Source organism: Pseudonocardia adelaidensis (assembly GCF_039543345.1).
Lineage (GTDB): Bacteria > Actinomycetota > Actinomycetes > Mycobacteriales > Pseudonocardiaceae > Pseudonocardia > Pseudonocardia adelaidensis.
On record NZ_BAABJO010000022.1, the window covers coordinates 32,029 to 46,780 of the forward strand.

Annotated in this window: 14 protein-coding genes; 8 read left to right on the forward strand and 6 right to left on the reverse strand. The window is 74.8% G+C overall.

Features of this window, described 5'->3' with window-relative positions; genetic code table 11:
• The first annotated feature begins 107 nt into the window (after positions 1-107).
• Together ABEA81_RS26120 and ABEA81_RS26125 are read left to right on the forward strand one after the other, a co-directional pair.
• Positions 108-566, forward strand: coding sequence for a GNAT family N-acetyltransferase (locus ABEA81_RS26120; protein ID WP_345608041.1), 459 nt, complete (start codon positions 108-110; stop codon positions 564-566).
• 116 nt (positions 567-682) lie between these two features.
• The gene (locus ABEA81_RS26125; protein ID WP_345608043.1) at positions 683-1,108 is read left to right on the forward strand and encodes a lipopolysaccharide assembly protein LapA domain-containing protein; all 426 of its coding nucleotides are present in this window, start codon (positions 683-685) and stop codon (positions 1,106-1,108) included.
• A 56-nt stretch (positions 1,109-1,164) separates the two neighbouring features.
• Here the strand turns inward: ABEA81_RS26125 and ABEA81_RS26130 are convergent, their stop codons facing one another.
• The 4 genes from ABEA81_RS26130 to yaaA all read right to left on the reverse strand — a co-directional run bounded on the left by ABEA81_RS26130 (position 1,165) and on the right by yaaA (position 6,229).
• On the reverse strand, positions 1,165-2,547 hold the full coding sequence (locus tag ABEA81_RS26130) for a hypothetical protein (protein ID WP_345608045.1): 1,383 nt from the start codon (positions 2,545-2,547) through the stop codon (positions 1,165-1,167).
• Between the two features lie 94 nt (positions 2,548-2,641).
• Positions 2,642-3,913: a DEAD/DEAH box helicase gene (locus ABEA81_RS26135; RefSeq protein ID WP_345608047.1), complete on the reverse strand. Its 1,272-nt coding sequence runs from the start codon at positions 3,911-3,913 to the stop codon at positions 2,642-2,644.
• Positions 3,914-4,308: 395 nt separating this feature from the next.
• On the reverse strand, positions 4,309-5,277 hold the full coding sequence (locus ABEA81_RS26140) for a serine protein kinase RIO (protein ID WP_425570665.1): 969 nt from the start codon (positions 5,275-5,277) through the stop codon (positions 4,309-4,311).
• 205 nt (positions 5,278-5,482) lie between these two features.
• Positions 5,483-6,229, reverse strand: coding sequence for a peroxide stress protein YaaA (yaaA, locus tag ABEA81_RS26145; protein ID WP_345608051.1), 747 nt, complete (start codon positions 6,227-6,229; stop codon positions 5,483-5,485).
• Positions 6,230-6,313: 84 nt separating this feature from the next.
• Between yaaA and metX the strand changes: the two genes are divergently transcribed.
• Positions 6,314-7,456, forward strand: coding sequence for a homoserine O-acetyltransferase MetX (gene metX / locus ABEA81_RS26150; protein ID WP_345608053.1), 1,143 nt, complete (start codon positions 6,314-6,316; stop codon positions 7,454-7,456).
• On the opposite strand, the gene ABEA81_RS26155 is transcribed toward metX, so the two are convergent.
• Complete coding sequence (locus ABEA81_RS26155) at positions 7,434-7,820, reverse strand: VOC family protein (RefSeq protein ID WP_345608055.1); 387 nt, start codon at positions 7,818-7,820, stop codon at positions 7,434-7,436. The genes metX and ABEA81_RS26155 overlap by 23 nt on opposite strands.
• A 319-nt stretch (positions 7,821-8,139) precedes the next feature.
• Between ABEA81_RS26155 and ABEA81_RS26160 the strand changes: the two genes are divergently transcribed.
• The 5 genes from ABEA81_RS26160 to ABEA81_RS26180 all read left to right on the forward strand — a co-directional run bounded on the left by ABEA81_RS26160 (position 8,140) and on the right by ABEA81_RS26180 (position 14,353).
• Positions 8,140-8,826 (forward strand): RibD family protein, encoded by a 687-nt coding sequence (locus ABEA81_RS26160; RefSeq protein WP_345608058.1) that lies wholly within the window; start codon positions 8,140-8,142, stop codon positions 8,824-8,826.
• Positions 8,819-9,268: a cytidine/deoxycytidylate deaminase family protein gene (locus tag ABEA81_RS26165; RefSeq protein WP_345608060.1), complete on the forward strand. Its 450-nt coding sequence runs from the start codon at positions 8,819-8,821 to the stop codon at positions 9,266-9,268. Before ABEA81_RS26160 ends, ABEA81_RS26165 begins: the two co-directional genes overlap by 8 nt.
• A gap of 133 nt (positions 9,269-9,401) precedes the next feature.
• Positions 9,402-11,153, forward strand: a complete 1,752-nt coding sequence (locus ABEA81_RS26170; protein WP_345608062.1) for a proline--tRNA ligase — start codon at positions 9,402-9,404, stop codon at positions 11,151-11,153.
• Between the two features lie 272 nt (positions 11,154-11,425).
• Positions 11,426-13,489: an FHA domain-containing protein gene (locus ABEA81_RS26175; protein WP_345608064.1), complete on the forward strand. Its 2,064-nt coding sequence runs from the start codon at positions 11,426-11,428 to the stop codon at positions 13,487-13,489.
• A 24-nt stretch (positions 13,490-13,513) separates the two neighbouring features.
• Entirely contained in the window at positions 13,514-14,353 is an 840-nt protein-coding gene (locus ABEA81_RS26180) for a protein kinase domain-containing protein (protein WP_345608066.1), read from the forward strand.
• Here ABEA81_RS26180 and ABEA81_RS26185 read toward each other — a convergent pair.
• Complete coding sequence (locus ABEA81_RS26185; RefSeq protein WP_345608068.1) at positions 14,338-14,748, reverse strand: secondary thiamine-phosphate synthase enzyme YjbQ; 411 nt, start codon at positions 14,746-14,748, stop codon at positions 14,338-14,340. The genes ABEA81_RS26180 and ABEA81_RS26185 overlap by 16 nt on opposite strands.
• Positions 14,749-14,752: the final 4 nt, after the last annotated feature.

The following is a 14,752-nucleotide window of genomic DNA, read 5'->3' on the forward strand; positions in this document are numbered from 1 at the left end:
GCGCTCCCCCGATCTGGTAGGCAATTCGGGATGAGCGAGCGTCAGCGAGCGAATCATAAGCACAGCGCCCGCGCGAAGCGCCGCCCGAGCGCCAGCGAGGGCGAGCGATGAGCAGCGAGACGGAGACGGCCACGGTGCACCGCGCCTGGGCGGCGGACCTGCGGCCGGGCACCCTCTACGAGCTGCTGCGGTTGCGGGTCGACGTGTTCGTCGTGGAGCAGGCCTGCCCGTACGCGGAGCTCGACGGGCGCGACCTCGAGGAGAGCACCCGGCACTTCTGGCTGGGCGGCGAGGGCACCCCGGAGCCCCTGCTCGGCTGCGTGCGGCTGCTGCGGGAGCCGACGGGCGAGTTCCGGATCGGCCGGCTCTGCACCGCGCGGTCGGTGCGCGGACGAGGGCTCGGCCGGCAGCTGATGGAGGCGGCGCTCGCCGAGGTCGGTGACCGGGTGTGCCTGCTGGACGCGCAGGAGCACCTCGCGGGGTTCTACCGCCGGTTCGGCTTCGGGCAGGTGGGCGAGGCCTACGACTGGGACGGCGTCGCGCACGTCCCGATGCGGCGGTCCTGAGCACCAGGATCGTCCTGAGTACCAAGATCGTCCTGAGTACCAAGATCGCAGAACGTCGCGTGAACGATGCTGTTGCGGGATACTCACGGACGGTGTCGAGCGAGCGAGGTGGGCGGATGACCGACGACCCGACCCGGGCGATGAACGTGCGCTCGCCCGCCTACGGCAGGGTCGGCCCGGCCGACCCGCACGCCGACCCGTCCACGCAGCCGACGATGCGCCCCGTCGTCGCCGACGGCCCCACGGTGCCGACGCCCAGCGAGCCGAAGGCGCGGGCGGGCTGGCCGCCGGAGGAGCCCGCGGCGCGCTCGCGCTCCGGTGTCCTGTGGACGGGCCTGATCCTCTCCGCGGTGGTGCTGCTGTTCCTGCTGATCTTCATCCTGCAGAACGGCACACCGGTGCAGATCAACTTCCTGGGCGCATCGGGCACCCTGCCCATCGGCGTCGCACTGCTGCTCGCGGCCGTCGCGGGGCTGCTGCTCGTCGCGATCCCGGGTGGCCTGCGGATCCTCCAGCTGAGAAGGGCCGCGCGCCGTCGCTGAAACGCCGTGCGCGGATACGAGTGCTCCAGCACCCGTATCCGCTCACGGGTGGGTGGTCAGGAGTCGCGGCCGCCGACCTCGATCTGCCATGGCGCGAGCTCCTTGCCCGGGGCGAGCTCGGTGGCGTCGGCGCTCAGGTTGACCACCACCACACCGTCGTCGGCCCGGAAGGCGAGCAGGTCGGGCCGGGACGGCGAGCGGCCGATCTCGACGTCGCCGGTGGCCATCCGCGGCACGAGGAACTGCCAGGACTGGGTGAGCGGGAGCGGCTGGCCGCCGTCGTCCTTGGTGGCGTCCGTCCACAGCGCGGGGGAACCGAGCTCGTCGGCCTGCGGGCCCCACAGCAGGGCGCCCGCCGTGCCGGACTCGGCCATGGCGGCGATGGCGGCGAGGTTGACGGCGGCGTTGGCCGGGCTGGCCGGGTCGTCGCTCTCACCCGCCGGGACCTCGGGGTAGTACTCGGCCCACCAGATCGGCAGGTCGGTGCGCTGCTGCAGCCAGCGGGCCAGGTCGGCGTACTTGCGGGCGCCGTCCAACGGGGGGAGGCCGTCCTTGTCCCGGATGTTCGAGGCGGCGTCGACCGCCAGGAAGTCGGCGCCGACGTTGTTCTGGAGCCAGTAGTCGACCACGTCGAGGGTGCGCTGGTCGGCAGCGCCCCACGGCCCGGTGACGGTGGTGGAGGTGTCCTGGGCTCCCTGGTCGAGGCTGATGAGCACGACGTACGGGCCGCCGACCTGCACGTCGGGCCGCACGTCCTTCACGGCCCGGTAGACCTGGTTGTAGAGATCGGTGTACCCCTCGTAGTCCCAACGGCCCTTCGCGTCGCTCCAGAAGCCCTTGAGCTCGTTCCACACCATCACCCGCTCGACCTGCGGGTAGCGCTTCACCGCCTCCGCGGCGAGCTTCGCGAAGTCGCCGAAGTGCTCCGGCTCCGGCGCCGCCTCGAGCTCGTCCCAGTCGGTCTCGCCCTCCTCGCCGCCCTTCATCCAGTCGGGCGAGCAGCAGAGCGTCAGCATGCTCTTCTGCCCGGTCTCCTCGGTGAGCTTCATGCGCCGGTCGAGCGTCTTCCAGTCGTACTCGCCCGGCTCCGGTTCCGGGTTGTCCGTGCCGAAGCCCATGAGGTGGTGGTTCTGCCAGATCGCGCTGTCGGCGGCGAGGATGTCGACCCCCCGCTGACGGGCCTCGGCGGGCTCGGTGTCGTCGAGGCTGTTCTGGGTGTGGGTGACGCCGAGCTCGAGCGGGGCCGCCTGCTTCGTCCACGTCCAGTCGCCCTCGAGCTCGATGGGCGGCAGCGTCGCGTTCGGGGAGGGCAGCATCGGCGACGCGACGGGGTCGGCCGAGCAGGCGGCCAGCGCCGCGGTGAGCACCGCCAGCACAGCGGCGAGGGAGCGGGGAGCGCGCACGAGCACCTCGGTGTCCGGTTCGAGTAGATCCGTCATGAAAGGTGGCAGGCGGTCACTGTGGAACGGCTGAGAAAACGCCTGCGCAGCGGCCGTTGCGGGCCGACCTCGGGATCACATCTTGGTCACGGCGTCAGGCGGCGGCCGCGCGCCTGCGCCGCCCGGGCCCGCCGGAGCGCCTGCCGCCGCCCCGCCGCGGGGTCTGCGCCTGCCGGGGCGGCTCGACGACCGGAACACCGGACGGCAACCGCGCACCCGTGATGCGGGCCAGCTCGCCGTCGCCCGCCCGCACCTCGGTCTGTGCCGCGCGCACCCCCGCGAGCCGCATCATCCGCTCGACGTCGCGCCGCTCGTCGGGCGTGACGAGCGTGACGACCGTTCCCGAGTCGCCGGCCCGCGCCGTGCGCCCGGCCCGGTGCAGGTAGTCCTTCGGGTCGGCGGGCGGGTCGACGTGCACGACGAGGCTGACGTCGTCGATGTGGATGCCGCGCGCGGCCACGTCGGTGGCCACGAGCACCGGGGTGCGGCCTTCCTTGAACTCGGCGATCGCCCGGTTGCGGGCGTTCTGCGCCTTGCCGCCGTGCAGCGCGCCGGCGGCCACGCCCTCGCGCCGCAGGATCTTCACGAGCCGGTCGACGCCGTGCTTGGTGCGGGCGAACAGGATGGTGCGCCCGTCCCGCGCGGCGACCTCGGTGACGATCCGCGGCTTGGCGGCCCTGTCGACGAGCAGCACGTGGTGGTCCATGGTGGCCACCTGGGCCGTGGCCGAGGCGACCGCGCGGGTGACGGGGTCGGTGAGGTACTGGCGGACCAGCGCGCCCACCTCGCCGTCGAGCGTGGCCGAGAACAGCAGCCGCTGACCGTCGGCCGGGGTGAGGTTCAGGATGGCCCTGACCTGGGGCAGGAAGCCCATGTCCGACATGCGGTCGGCCTCGTCGAGCACCGTGATCGCGACCTGCGACAGGTCGCACGTGCGCTGGTTGGTGTGGTCGGTGAGCCGGCCGGGAGTGGCGACGACCAGGTCGACGCCGCGCGCCAGCTCACTCGCCTGCCGGTTGAACGACAGCCCGCCCACGACGACGGCCGTGGACAGGCCGAGCGCCCGTGCGTACGGGGCGAGCGCGTCCTCGACCTGCTGGGCCAGCTCGCGGGTGGGGACGAGCACCAGCCCGCGCGGTTGCCGGGGCCGGGGACGCCCGGCGCGCAGCTCGGCGAGGCGGGAAAGCAGCGCGAGGCCGAACGCGAGCGTCTTGCCGGAGCCGGTCTGGCCTCGGCCGAGCAGGTCGCGGCCCGCGAGGGTGTCGGGGAGCGTCGCGGCCTGGATGGGGAACGGCTGCGTGAAGCCGCCCGCGGCGAGCGCGCGCACGACGGGCTCGGGCAGGCCGAGCTCGGCGAACGAGGGCATGCCCGACTCGGGAGCGGCCCACAGCTCCTCTGCAGGCGCGACGGGGGCGAGCGCGGGACGGTTCTGCGGGGTGCGGGAGCGGCCGCGGGGGGAGCGGGTGCGGCCGCCGTCGGAGCGACGCGACCGCGGGCTCGCCGAGTTCTCCGAGCGAGCCTGCGAGCGAGCAGACGGCGCGGCACGGCGAGGGGACGGGGATGACAAGAAGGACCTCCGGGACGTGGCACGTCGCACGGAGAAGCAGCGCCGGACGGCGGCTGGGATCTCGGGACGAGCCCGGGCGCGGTGTCGCGCCCTGATGGGTACTGCGGGCTGCGCCCGCTTCAGAGCCGTGACGGGCCGGGCGCTCGTGAACAACAGTAGCCGAGCGCCCGGCCGCGGACGTTGCCGTCGGCGGGCTATTCCTGTGACACCCCACCACCTCCGGGCATTCCCGCCTCCGCCCGCAGCTCCGCGAGGAGGGCGTCCGGTGTGCCGACCTCGCCCGGCAGCCCGCGGGCGGTGAACCACTCGCCGATCCGCCGGACGTCACGGGCCAGGTACTCGGGTCCCTGCGGGTTGCCCACGACGTCCACGACCTGCGGAAGGTCGATCAGTACCAGCCGCCCGTCGTGCACGAGGAGGTTGTACGCGGACAGGTCGCCGTGGGTGAGTCCGTGGCGGGCCATGCCGAGCAGGGCGTCGACGAGCTGGTGCCAGAGATCACACAGCTCGTCCCGGCCGGGACGCAGCTGGGCGAGCCGCGGCGCCGCCGTGCCGTCGTCGCTGCCGAGGAACTCGAGCAGGAGCTCGGTGCCGCTGCACTGCACGGGGTAGGGCACCGCGACGCCGTCGGCCCAGAGGCGCGAGAGCGCCGCGAACTCCGCGCTCGCCCACCGCCCGGCGAGGATCTCGCGGCCGAAGGCCGTGCGGTTCGCCATCGCCCGCGTCTCGCGGGACCGGCGCACGCGCCTGCCCTCGAGGTAGCCGGCGTCGCGGTGGAACATGCGGTGCTCCGGGGAGCGGTAGCGCTTGGCGGCCATCAGGCTGCGCCGCCCGGTACCCGGCACGGCGCGCTCGACGAGGTGGACGTCGGCCTCCTTGCCGGTCTTGATCACGCCGAGCTCGGTGTCGACCGCGGCGTGCTCGGTGACCACCCAGTCCGGACGCGGGTCCGGCCCGTGCTCGGCGCCGTCCCACGTCGACCAGCGGTCGCCCTCGGGCGGGCCGTCGGGGTCGATGCCGAGCCGCTCGTCCAGCGTGGACAGGTCGGGCTCGCGGCGCCGGGGCGCGGGGGCGTCGTCGTCGAAGCGGCGACGGCGCGGCTTGCGGGAGGCCTTGGATTCGTAGATCGCCTCGGATTCGTAGATCGCCTCGGATCCGTAGATCTCGGAATACGACTCGTGGTCGGGCAACGCGGGGCTCCAGGGGGAGTGTGCGCCCCGCCGATCGTCGTCAGCGCGGGGCGGGGATCGGACGAGGGCATGCCACGTCCCGGACAGGGATCGACATGTCGCACCTCCTCCTGATCACGCCGGCTCCGGCGACCTGCTGCGGGAGCCTTCCGGAGCCCGGGAGTCCCGCACAACCGGTTTACGCGGGGATCACGATCTCCAGGGCGTTCCCCCTGCGCTCCACCCGCATCCCCGCCCTGCGCGCGATCGCCGCGACGCCGGCGGCGTCCGCGGGCTCGGCGCGGGAACCGGCGAGCACGCGGGCGAGCCTGCCCTTGTGCGCCTTGTTGAAGTGGCTCACGACGCTGCGGCTGCCGTCGGGCCGCTCCGCGAGGACGTTCACCGTGACGGCACCCGGCACCCGGCCCAGCGCCGCGTAGGAGCCCGACCGCAGGTCCACCACCAGGTCCGACGCGGCGAGGGCCGCCAGCTCGGGCTCCAGCACCGGCTTCCACCGGGCGGCGAGGGTGCCCCCGGCCGGGAGCGCGGACCCGGCCGACAGCCGGTACGCCGGCACCGGGTCGTCGGCGCGCAGCAGCCCGAACAGGGCCGACCCGACGACGAGCCGGGCCCGCGCCCGCGCCGCCGCCGTGCCGCGCAGCGACCCGGCGTCGAGCGCGTCGTAGAGCACCCCCGTGTAGCGGTGCAGCGCGGGCATGGTGGGCGACGTCCACAGCGCGGCGTTGCGGGCGATCTCGGCGTCCTGGGCGGCGGAAAGTCCGAGGGCGGCCCGGCACGCGCGCTCGTCGGCGGCCAGGTCGACGAGCTCTTTCACCAGCGCCGTGCGCACCGCGTCCAGCGCCGGGTGGGAGAGCGCCTCGAGCCGCAGCGGCGGCCCGTCGCCGCCGTCACGCTTGGTCTCCGACGGGGGAAGCAGGACCAGCACGGGCTGGAGCCTAGGTTGTGCGGCCGACGACGCGCCGATTACCGTCGTCGACGTGATCGGGTTCGGGTACGTCGGTTCCACGCGGTGACCGCGGTCGACACCGAGCTCCCCCTCGCCACTGGTGCGTGGCGGGATGGCGACGAGCCAGGGCGCAGGCAGTGGATCACGCTTCCGGAGCCGTTGCCGCTGGAGGCCGGGGGCTCGCTGCCCGGCGTCCGGCTCGCGTACGAGACGTGGGGCGCGCTGAACGCGGACGCCTCAAACGCCGTGCTCGTGCTGCACGCCCTCACCGGTGACAGCCACGTGACCGGCCCCGCCGGGCCCGGCCACCCGACCCCCGGTTGGTGGGACGCGCTCATCGGGCCGGGCCGGGCGCTCGACCCGGCGCGCTGGTTCGTCGTGGCGCCGAACGTCGTGGGCGGCTGCCAGGGCAGCACCGGCCCCGCATCGCCCGCCCCGGACGGCAGGCCGTGGGGCAGCCGCTTCCCCCTCGTCACCGCGCGGGACACCGTGGTGGCCGAGCGCGTGCTCGCCGACGCGCTCGGCGTGGACGCCTGGGCGCTCGTGATCGGCGGCTCCATGGGCGGGATGCGGGCCCTCGAATGGGCGGCCACCGAGCCGGACCGCGTCACCCGGCTGTGCCTGCTCGCCTGCCCGGCGGCCACCACTGCCGACCAGATCGGCTGGGCCGCCCCGCAGCTCGCCGCGATCCGCGACGACCCGGGCTGGCGGGGCGGCGACTACCACGACGCCCCGCCCGGGCAGGGCCCCCACCGCGGGCTGGGCGTGGCCCGGCGGATCGCGCACCTGAGCTACCGCAGCGCGTTCGAGCTGGGCGAGCGCTTCGGCCGCGACGCCCAGGCCGGCGAGGACCCGTGGCACGGCGGGCGGTACGCGGTGGAGTCCTACCTGGACCACCACGCCCGCAAGCTCGTGCGCCGCTTCGACGCGATGTCCTACGTGCGGCTGACCGAGCTGATGAACGCCCACGACGTGGGCCGGGGCCGGGGCGGCAGCACGGCGGGCCTCGCCCGCGTGACGGCGCGGACGCTCGTGGCCGGCATCAGTTCCGACCGGCTCTACCCGCCGGAGCAGCAGGCCGAGCTCGTGGCCGGCATCCGGCGGGCCGCGCCGCTGCAGGTGATCGACTCCCCGTACGGCCACGACGGGTTCCTCGTGGAGGCCCCCGCCGTGGGTGCGCTCGTCACGGAGCTGCTGGAGAGCTGACCCCCTCGTGCTCGCCGATGCAGAACTCGTTGCCCTCCGGATCGGTGAGGGTGGTCCAGGCGAAGACCGACGGGTCCCCGCGCTCGCCGAGCTCCGTGGCCCCGAGCCGGACGAGCCGCTCCACCTCCGCCTGCCGGCCGCCCACCGGCGCTCCGAGGTCGAGGTGCAGCCGGTTCTTGCCCGACCGCGGCTCCGGCACCAGCTGGAAGGCCAGCAAGGGCCCACCCCGCGGCGGCGGGGCCAGCATGATGAACGCGTCGTCGTAGTTCTGGGCGACGGTGGTGTCGAGTGCGGCCGACCAGAACGTGGACAGTGCCGCCGGGTCTGCGCAGTCGACCGTGACCATGCCGATGGAAAGAGCCATGGCGCGGACGCTAGCGACGATCACCGCCAGAACGGGCCGCCCGGCGCCCCCGTGCCGGCTCGTGCGCACCGGCTCCGCCGACGCTGCCCGCCGACGGGTGGCGTGCGGCGGAACGGGGCGGGGGAGCGGACAAGGGGTGCGGCAGGTGGCGTGGAGTGGGCCGGAGGCCGGGCTTCCCGGGCGTGATCGATGTCTCGGCGCGAGAACGGGCGAACCCAACCCGGAACGCGCCGAACTGCTGATCAAGTCCGGCGTCGGCATCCGTACGCTTCTCGCGCCGCCGTGAGCCCGGCCGCGCGGGATGGGGCAGGATCGGTCCGTGCCCGACCGCCCCTACGTGCTGCTCTCCGCCGCCATGTCGGTGGACGGCCACATCGACGACACGGGGCCGGAGCCGCTGCTGCTCTCCGACGCCGCCGATCTCGACCGGGTCGACGAGGTGCGGGCGGGGGTCGACGCGATCCTGGTCGGGGCCACCACGCTGCGCCGGGACGACCCGCGCCTGAACGTGCGTTCCGCGGGGCGCCGGGCTGCCAGGGTCGCCGAGGGACGCGCCGCGTACCCGCTCAAGGTCACGGTCACCGGTTCCGGGGACCTCGACCCCGCGGCGCGCTTCTTCACCACCGGCGACGGGCCGAAGCTCGTCTACGCCGCGACACCGGGGGTGGGCACCGCGCGGAAGGCCGTGGGTGCGGTCGCCGACGTCGTGGACGCGGGCGACCCGCTCGACCTGCACCGGCTGCTGGCCGACCTCGCGGACCGCGGCGTGCGGCGGCTCATGGTGGAGGGCGGCACCGCGATGCACACGCTGTTCCTCACCGCGGGCGTCGCCGACGAGCTGCAGCTTGTCGTCGCCCCGTTCTTCGTGGGCGACGCGAGGGCACCGCGGTTCGTCGGGCCGGGGCGCTTCCCGCACGGCGCGGCGCACCGGATGCGCCTGGCGGAGGCCCGCCCGATCGGCGATCTCGTCCTCCTGCGCTACCTGCTGGGGGACGCCGATGAGTGACGACAGGGAACTGCTGGCACGGGCGGTCGAGCTCGCGCGGCGGAGCCCGCCGTCGGACACGGCGTTCTCGGTGGGCGCGCTCGTGGTCGACGCGGGTGGCACCGTGCTCGCGGAGGGGTGGTCGCGCCGCCGGCACCCGCACGACCACGCGGAGGAGTCCGCCCTCGCCGACCTGGGTCCGGGCTGGCGCGCCCCGCCCGGCACGACGGTGTACAGCTCGCTCGAACCGTGCAGCGCGCGGTCGTCCCGGCCTCGGACCTGCACCGAGCTGATCCTCGCCGCCGGCGTCGACCGCGTGGTGTTCGCCTGGCGCGAGCCGGGCGTGTTCGTCGACGGGGAGGGCGCCGAGCTGCTGCGGGCGGGCGGCGTCGACGTGGTGGAGCTGCCCGAGCTCGCCGACGCCGCCCGCGAGCCCAACACCCATCTGCGAGAGGCGCGCTGAGGGAAGCGGCGCTCGCACACGAACCGTGGTGCCGGCACACGAACTGCAGTTGGTGTGTGAACGCAGAGGTTGGTGTGCGAGCGTCCTGGCCCGCGCGCAACCGCCTCCACCGGGCGTCGCTACCCTTTCCCAGGTGCTGACCCGGATGTCGTCGCTGTTCCTGCGGACCCTGCGCGAGGACCCGGCCGATGCGGAGGTACCGAGCCACAAGCTGCTCGTCCGCGCCGGCTACGTCCGCCGCGTCGCGCCGGGCATCTACACCTGGCTGCCGCTGGGCCTGCGGGTGCTGCGCAACATCGAGCAGGTCGTGCGCGAGGAGATGGACGCCATCGGCTCGCAGGAGATCCAGTTCCCCGCGCTGCTGCCGAAGGAGCCCTACGAGGCCACCGGGCGCTGGACCGAGTACGGCCCCAACATCTTCCGGCTCAAGGACCGCCGGGGCGGGGACTACCTGCTCGGACCCACCCACGAGGAGCTGTTCACGCTCGTGGTGAAGGGCGAGTACTCGTCCTACAAGGACTACCCGGTGATGCTGTACCAGGTCCAGACCAAGTACCGGGACGAGGCGCGGCCCCGCGCCGGCATCCTGCGCGGCCGCGAGTTCCTCATGAAGGACTCCTACTCCTTCGACCTCAGCGACGAGGGCCTCGCCGAGTCCTACCGGCTGCACCGCGACGCCTACGTCCGGATCTTCGACCGGCTCGGCCTCGAGTACGTCGTCGTCGAGGCGACGTCGGGCGCGATGGGCGGCTCGGCGTCGGAGGAGTTCCTCGCGGTGGCTCCCACCGGTGAGGACACCTACGTGCGCAGCCCCGGCGGCTACGCGGCGAACGTCGAGGCGGTCACCACGCCCGCGCCGCCCGCGCGGTCGATCGAAGGGCTGCCCGCCGCGCAGGCGCACCACACGCCCGACACCCCGACGATCGAGACCCTCGTCGACTTCCTCAACGAGAAGGCGGACCTCGGGCGCACCTTCACCGCTGCCGACACCCTCAAGAACGTGCTGATCAAGACCCGGCACCCCGGGGCCGACGAGTGGACGCTGCTCGCGATCGGGGTGCCCGGCGACCGCGAGGTCGACATGAAGCGGCTCGAGGCCGCGCTCGACCCCGCCGAGGTCGCCCTGCTGGACGAGGCCGACTTCGCGGCCAACCCGTTCCTCGTCAAGGGCTACATCGGGCCTGCCGCGCTGGCCGCCAACGGCGTGCGCTACCTCGTCGACCCGCGGATCGTGCCCGGCACGGCGTGGGTCACCGGCGCCGACAAGCCCGACCACCACGTCGTCGACCTCGTCTGCGGCCGCGATTTCACCCCGGACGGCACGATCGAGGCCGCCGAGGTGCGCGAGGGCGACCCCGCCCCCGACGGCTCCGGCCCACTGGAGACGGCCCGCGGCATCGAGATCGGGCACGTGTTCCAGCTCGGCCGCAAGTACTCCGACGCGGCCCAGCTCGACGCGCTCGGCGCCGACGGCAAGCCGGTGCGGATCACGATGGGCTCCTACGGCATCGGGGTGTCGCGGCTGGTCGGTGCGATCGCCGAGCAGAGCCACGACGGGTCGGGCCTGATCTGGCCGCGCGCCGTCGCGCCCGCCGACGTCCACATCGTGATCGCCGGCAAGAGCGACGAGATCGTCGCGGGCGGGGAGCGGCTCGCCGCCGATCTCCACGCCGCGGGCGTGCGCGTTCTCCTGGACGACCGCAAGGCGACACCGGGCGTCAAGTTCGCCGATGCCGAGCTGATCGGTGTGCCGACGATCGTGGTGGTCGGGCGGGGCCTCGCCAACGGCGTCGTCGAGGTGAAGGACCGCCGCAGCGGTGAACGGCAGGAGATCGCGGTCGAATCCGCGGTCGCACACCTCGCCGAGGTGGCGGGCGCGCGCTGACCTGCACCTGCTGAGCGGCGACCGGTCTGGTCGGGTGTCACCCGTTCGTGGTCGACTGGGCCCGTGCAACGGTGGGTCGGGTCCGGTCACACACCGGACTCGCACCATCACCACCTGCAACGACGGTGGTGCGGCTGTGATCGTGGATCACGCGCCCCGTACCGTTCCCGTCGATCGTCTGCAGTAGTGCACGACCGTGACCGTCACCTGGCCGGTGGCGGACTGGCCGTCCCGCCGGTCCGCCTGCGGCCTCCGCGGGGGAGGTAGACCCAGTGGACTTCGACGCGCTGCGCGCCGCAGTCGTGCCCGGTGCCGGTGTCGTGGGGCGCTGGCCAGGTGTGGTCTGCGTGGCCGAGTGCGCCGACCGGAACGTCCTGCGCCAGCTCCTCGACGTGTGCGCCACCGCGTCCGGGCACGAGCCCGGCCGGGCGCTCGCGCGCAAGCTCGCGATGTGGCTCGGCGGCTCCGAAGCGCCCGGCGACGGGCTGCGCTTCGGCACCGTGGCCGTCACCGGGGGAGACCCGCGTGGCGGCTCCCAGCGCGGCGAGCAATGGGCGGTGTTCCTCTACGGCTCGGTGGGGCTGGTCGTGCCGGACCGGCAGGTGGCGCTCTCGGGCGCCCAGTCGGTGGCGTGGACCGACCGGCTGCTGCCGCGCCCCGACGCCCCGGTGGTGCTCGCGCTCGAGGGCGGGCCGATCCCACCCGGCCTCGTCGACGGCGTCCACGACCTGCGCGCCGGCGTCGTGCCCGGTGCGGGCGCCGTCCTCGTGCCGAGCGGGGACCACGGCTCGGTCGACGCCGCGGACGAGTCGGCGCGCGCCCGCCAGCCCGACTCGCGGTGGCTCGACGTCAGCGGCGCGGAGCGGCAGTGGGGCGCGGAGCCCGCGCCCACCCCGTCCGCCGAAGGGGTCTACCCCGGCGACGGCACGGGCAACGGCCTCCCGTCCCGGGGCGGCGTCGGCTCCCTCGAGAGCCACCAGGCCGCCGATCCCGGCACCGCCGCCGAGCGTCCGTCCGGCCGCCCCCACCTGCGCCCGGTGCCCTCGGGCACGAACGGTGTCGCGCACCGCGGGTGGATCCCGCGCCGCGGCTCCCTCGGTGATCTGGGCCGTGATCTGGGCCGTGATCTGGGCCGTGATCTGGGCGTCCGCGATCTCGGTCGCGACCTCGGCCGCGTGTCCGACACCGGCCGCGACCGGCCCGCCGGGCCCGTGGACGACTCCGGGGACGCCCACCAGGACCGTCCCGGGGAGCGTCCCGATCCCGACGCCCCCCACGAGGGCGGCCGCAACGGTGTCCGCAGTGCGGGCGGCCTGGTCAACGGCGCCGCGTACGACCTCCTCGGTGGGCCGGAGGCCCCGGCCCAGGAGACGGACCGCAGCCCGTGGAGCGACGACCGCGACCGGGACGCCGGCCGCCCGGATCGGATCGAGGGCTGGTTCGCCACCCCCACCGAGGGCGGCACGGAGTCCGGGCTGACCGCGATCGGGCCGTCCGACCGGCGTCGCCGCCGGCACCGGTTGCCCGACGACGAGGCCGCCGCCGGGGCCGAGGCCGCCGGCGGTGAGCCCGATCCCGGCGCGGACGATCGCGCGGAGGTCGCCGACGAGCGCGGGGCGGACGACTACGCGAACGTCGATCCCGGGTCCGACCCCGGCGGCTTCGGCTCGGGGTCGGCGGAGGAGACCCGGATCGGTTCGATCCCTCCGATCGCGCCCGAACCGGCCCCGCCCGCGGACGACGGGCCCCTCGACGACTCCGGCGACGGCACCCCCCGGCTCGGGGTCCCGGCCCAGGAGGCACCGGCGGCGGAACAGGTCCACCCGCTGGCCGACCCGGACGTGGACTCACCGCACACCACCGCGCTGCGGTCGGAACGGATCCTGGGCGCGGCACCCGAGGAGCAGGAGCACCCGCCGCTGGACGACGGGGCCGCCACGAGCGGGCTCGTGGTCGAGAACCGGCCGGAGGAGCACCAGCGGCCGCCCGTCGGCCTGCTCGTGTTCGACGACGGCGCCACCTACACCGTCGACGCCGAGTACCTGATGGGCCGGATGCCGGAGGCCGACCCGCGGGTCGCGTCCGGTGCGCTGCGCTCGCTCGCGCTCGAGGATTCCTCCGGCGCGGTGTCGCGCGTGCATGCGCAGATCGTGGTGAACGGGTGGGAGGCGCTGCTCGTCGACGTCGGCTCCCGCAACGGCACGTTCGTCTCGCCGCCGGGGGAGCAGGGGTGGACCCAGCTGCCCGCGGGGGAGACGCACCGGCTGGTGCCGGGCACCCGGGTGCGGATCGGGGGCCGCAGCTTCCAGTTCGAGGCGCCGTCCGGAGCGCGGTAGCCCTAGCGAGAGGAGGGCGCCGGGTTGGACCCGTCCACGACGCTCGCCCCCGCGTCGATCGCCGACTACGAGGTCGTGGGCCTGCTGGGCGAGGGCCCGCACGCGCGCTGCTACGTCGCCCGGCCGCCGGCCCGTTCCGGCGAGCTGGTCGCGGTGAAGGTGTTCACCGAGCGCGTGGGCGAGCCGGCGTTCGACCGGGCCGTACAGGAGCTGCGGGCGGTGGCGGCCGTCGGGTCGCCGCACGTCGTGCCCGTATTCGACGCGGTGCTGGGGGAGAACTTCGCGTACGCGATGGAGTACCTCCCGCTCGGCTCGCTCGCCGAGCAGCAGGCGATCCGGCCGGCCAGCGCCGAGGTACTCGCGGCCCTCGAACACGCCGCCCGCGGCGCGCACGCCCTGCACGAGGCCGGGATCGTCCACGGCGGGATCCACCCCGGCAACGTCCTGCTCGCCGAGGAGGCGAACGGCACGCTGGGCGGGCGGCTGGCCGAGCCGGGCCTGGCCCGGGTGCTGATGCCCGGCGCGGTGGTGCCGGGCGCGGGCCGCGGCGGCGTGCTGGAGTTCCGCGACCCGGATCTGCTCGACGGCGCGAGCCCGTCGCGACGCACCGAGGTGTGGGCGCTCGGGGCCACGATCCACCGGGTCCTGTCCGGTGGGGGCCTCTACGGCGAGCTGCCGGGACACCCGCTCGGGGCGATCCGCGAGCTGCGCTCCACGAGCCCGCAGGTTCGGCCCGGCCTCGAACCGGGGGAAGCCGCTGTGGTGCGCGACTGCATCGCCGAGGGCGCCGGTCGCCTCCGCACCGCGGCCGACGTGGCCGACCGCCTCGCCGCCCTCCGCCTGCGGGCTCAGCCGGGCAGGTAGGAGAGGCGGACGGAGCGCACGGGGTTGTCGCCGTTCGTGTCGACCAGGCACACCGACTGCCACGTGCCCAGCGCGGTGCTGCCGTCCAGCACGGGCACGGACATCGACGGCGCCACGAGCGCGGGCAGCACGTGGTCGCGGCCGTGGCCGGGGCTGCCGTGCCGGTGCGTCCAGCGGTCGTCCGCGGGGAGCAGGTCGCGCAGGGCGGTGAGGAGGTCGGTGTCGCTCCCCGCGCCGGTCTCGATCACCGCGAGGCCCGCGGTGGCATGCGGGACCCAGACGTTGAGCAGCCCGTCCCGGGCACCCGCGGAGCGGAGGAAGGCGGCGATCTCGTCGGTGAGGTCGACGAGGGTCTCGCGGCCGCCGGTCCGGACCTCGATCAGCTGGCTGTCCACGCCC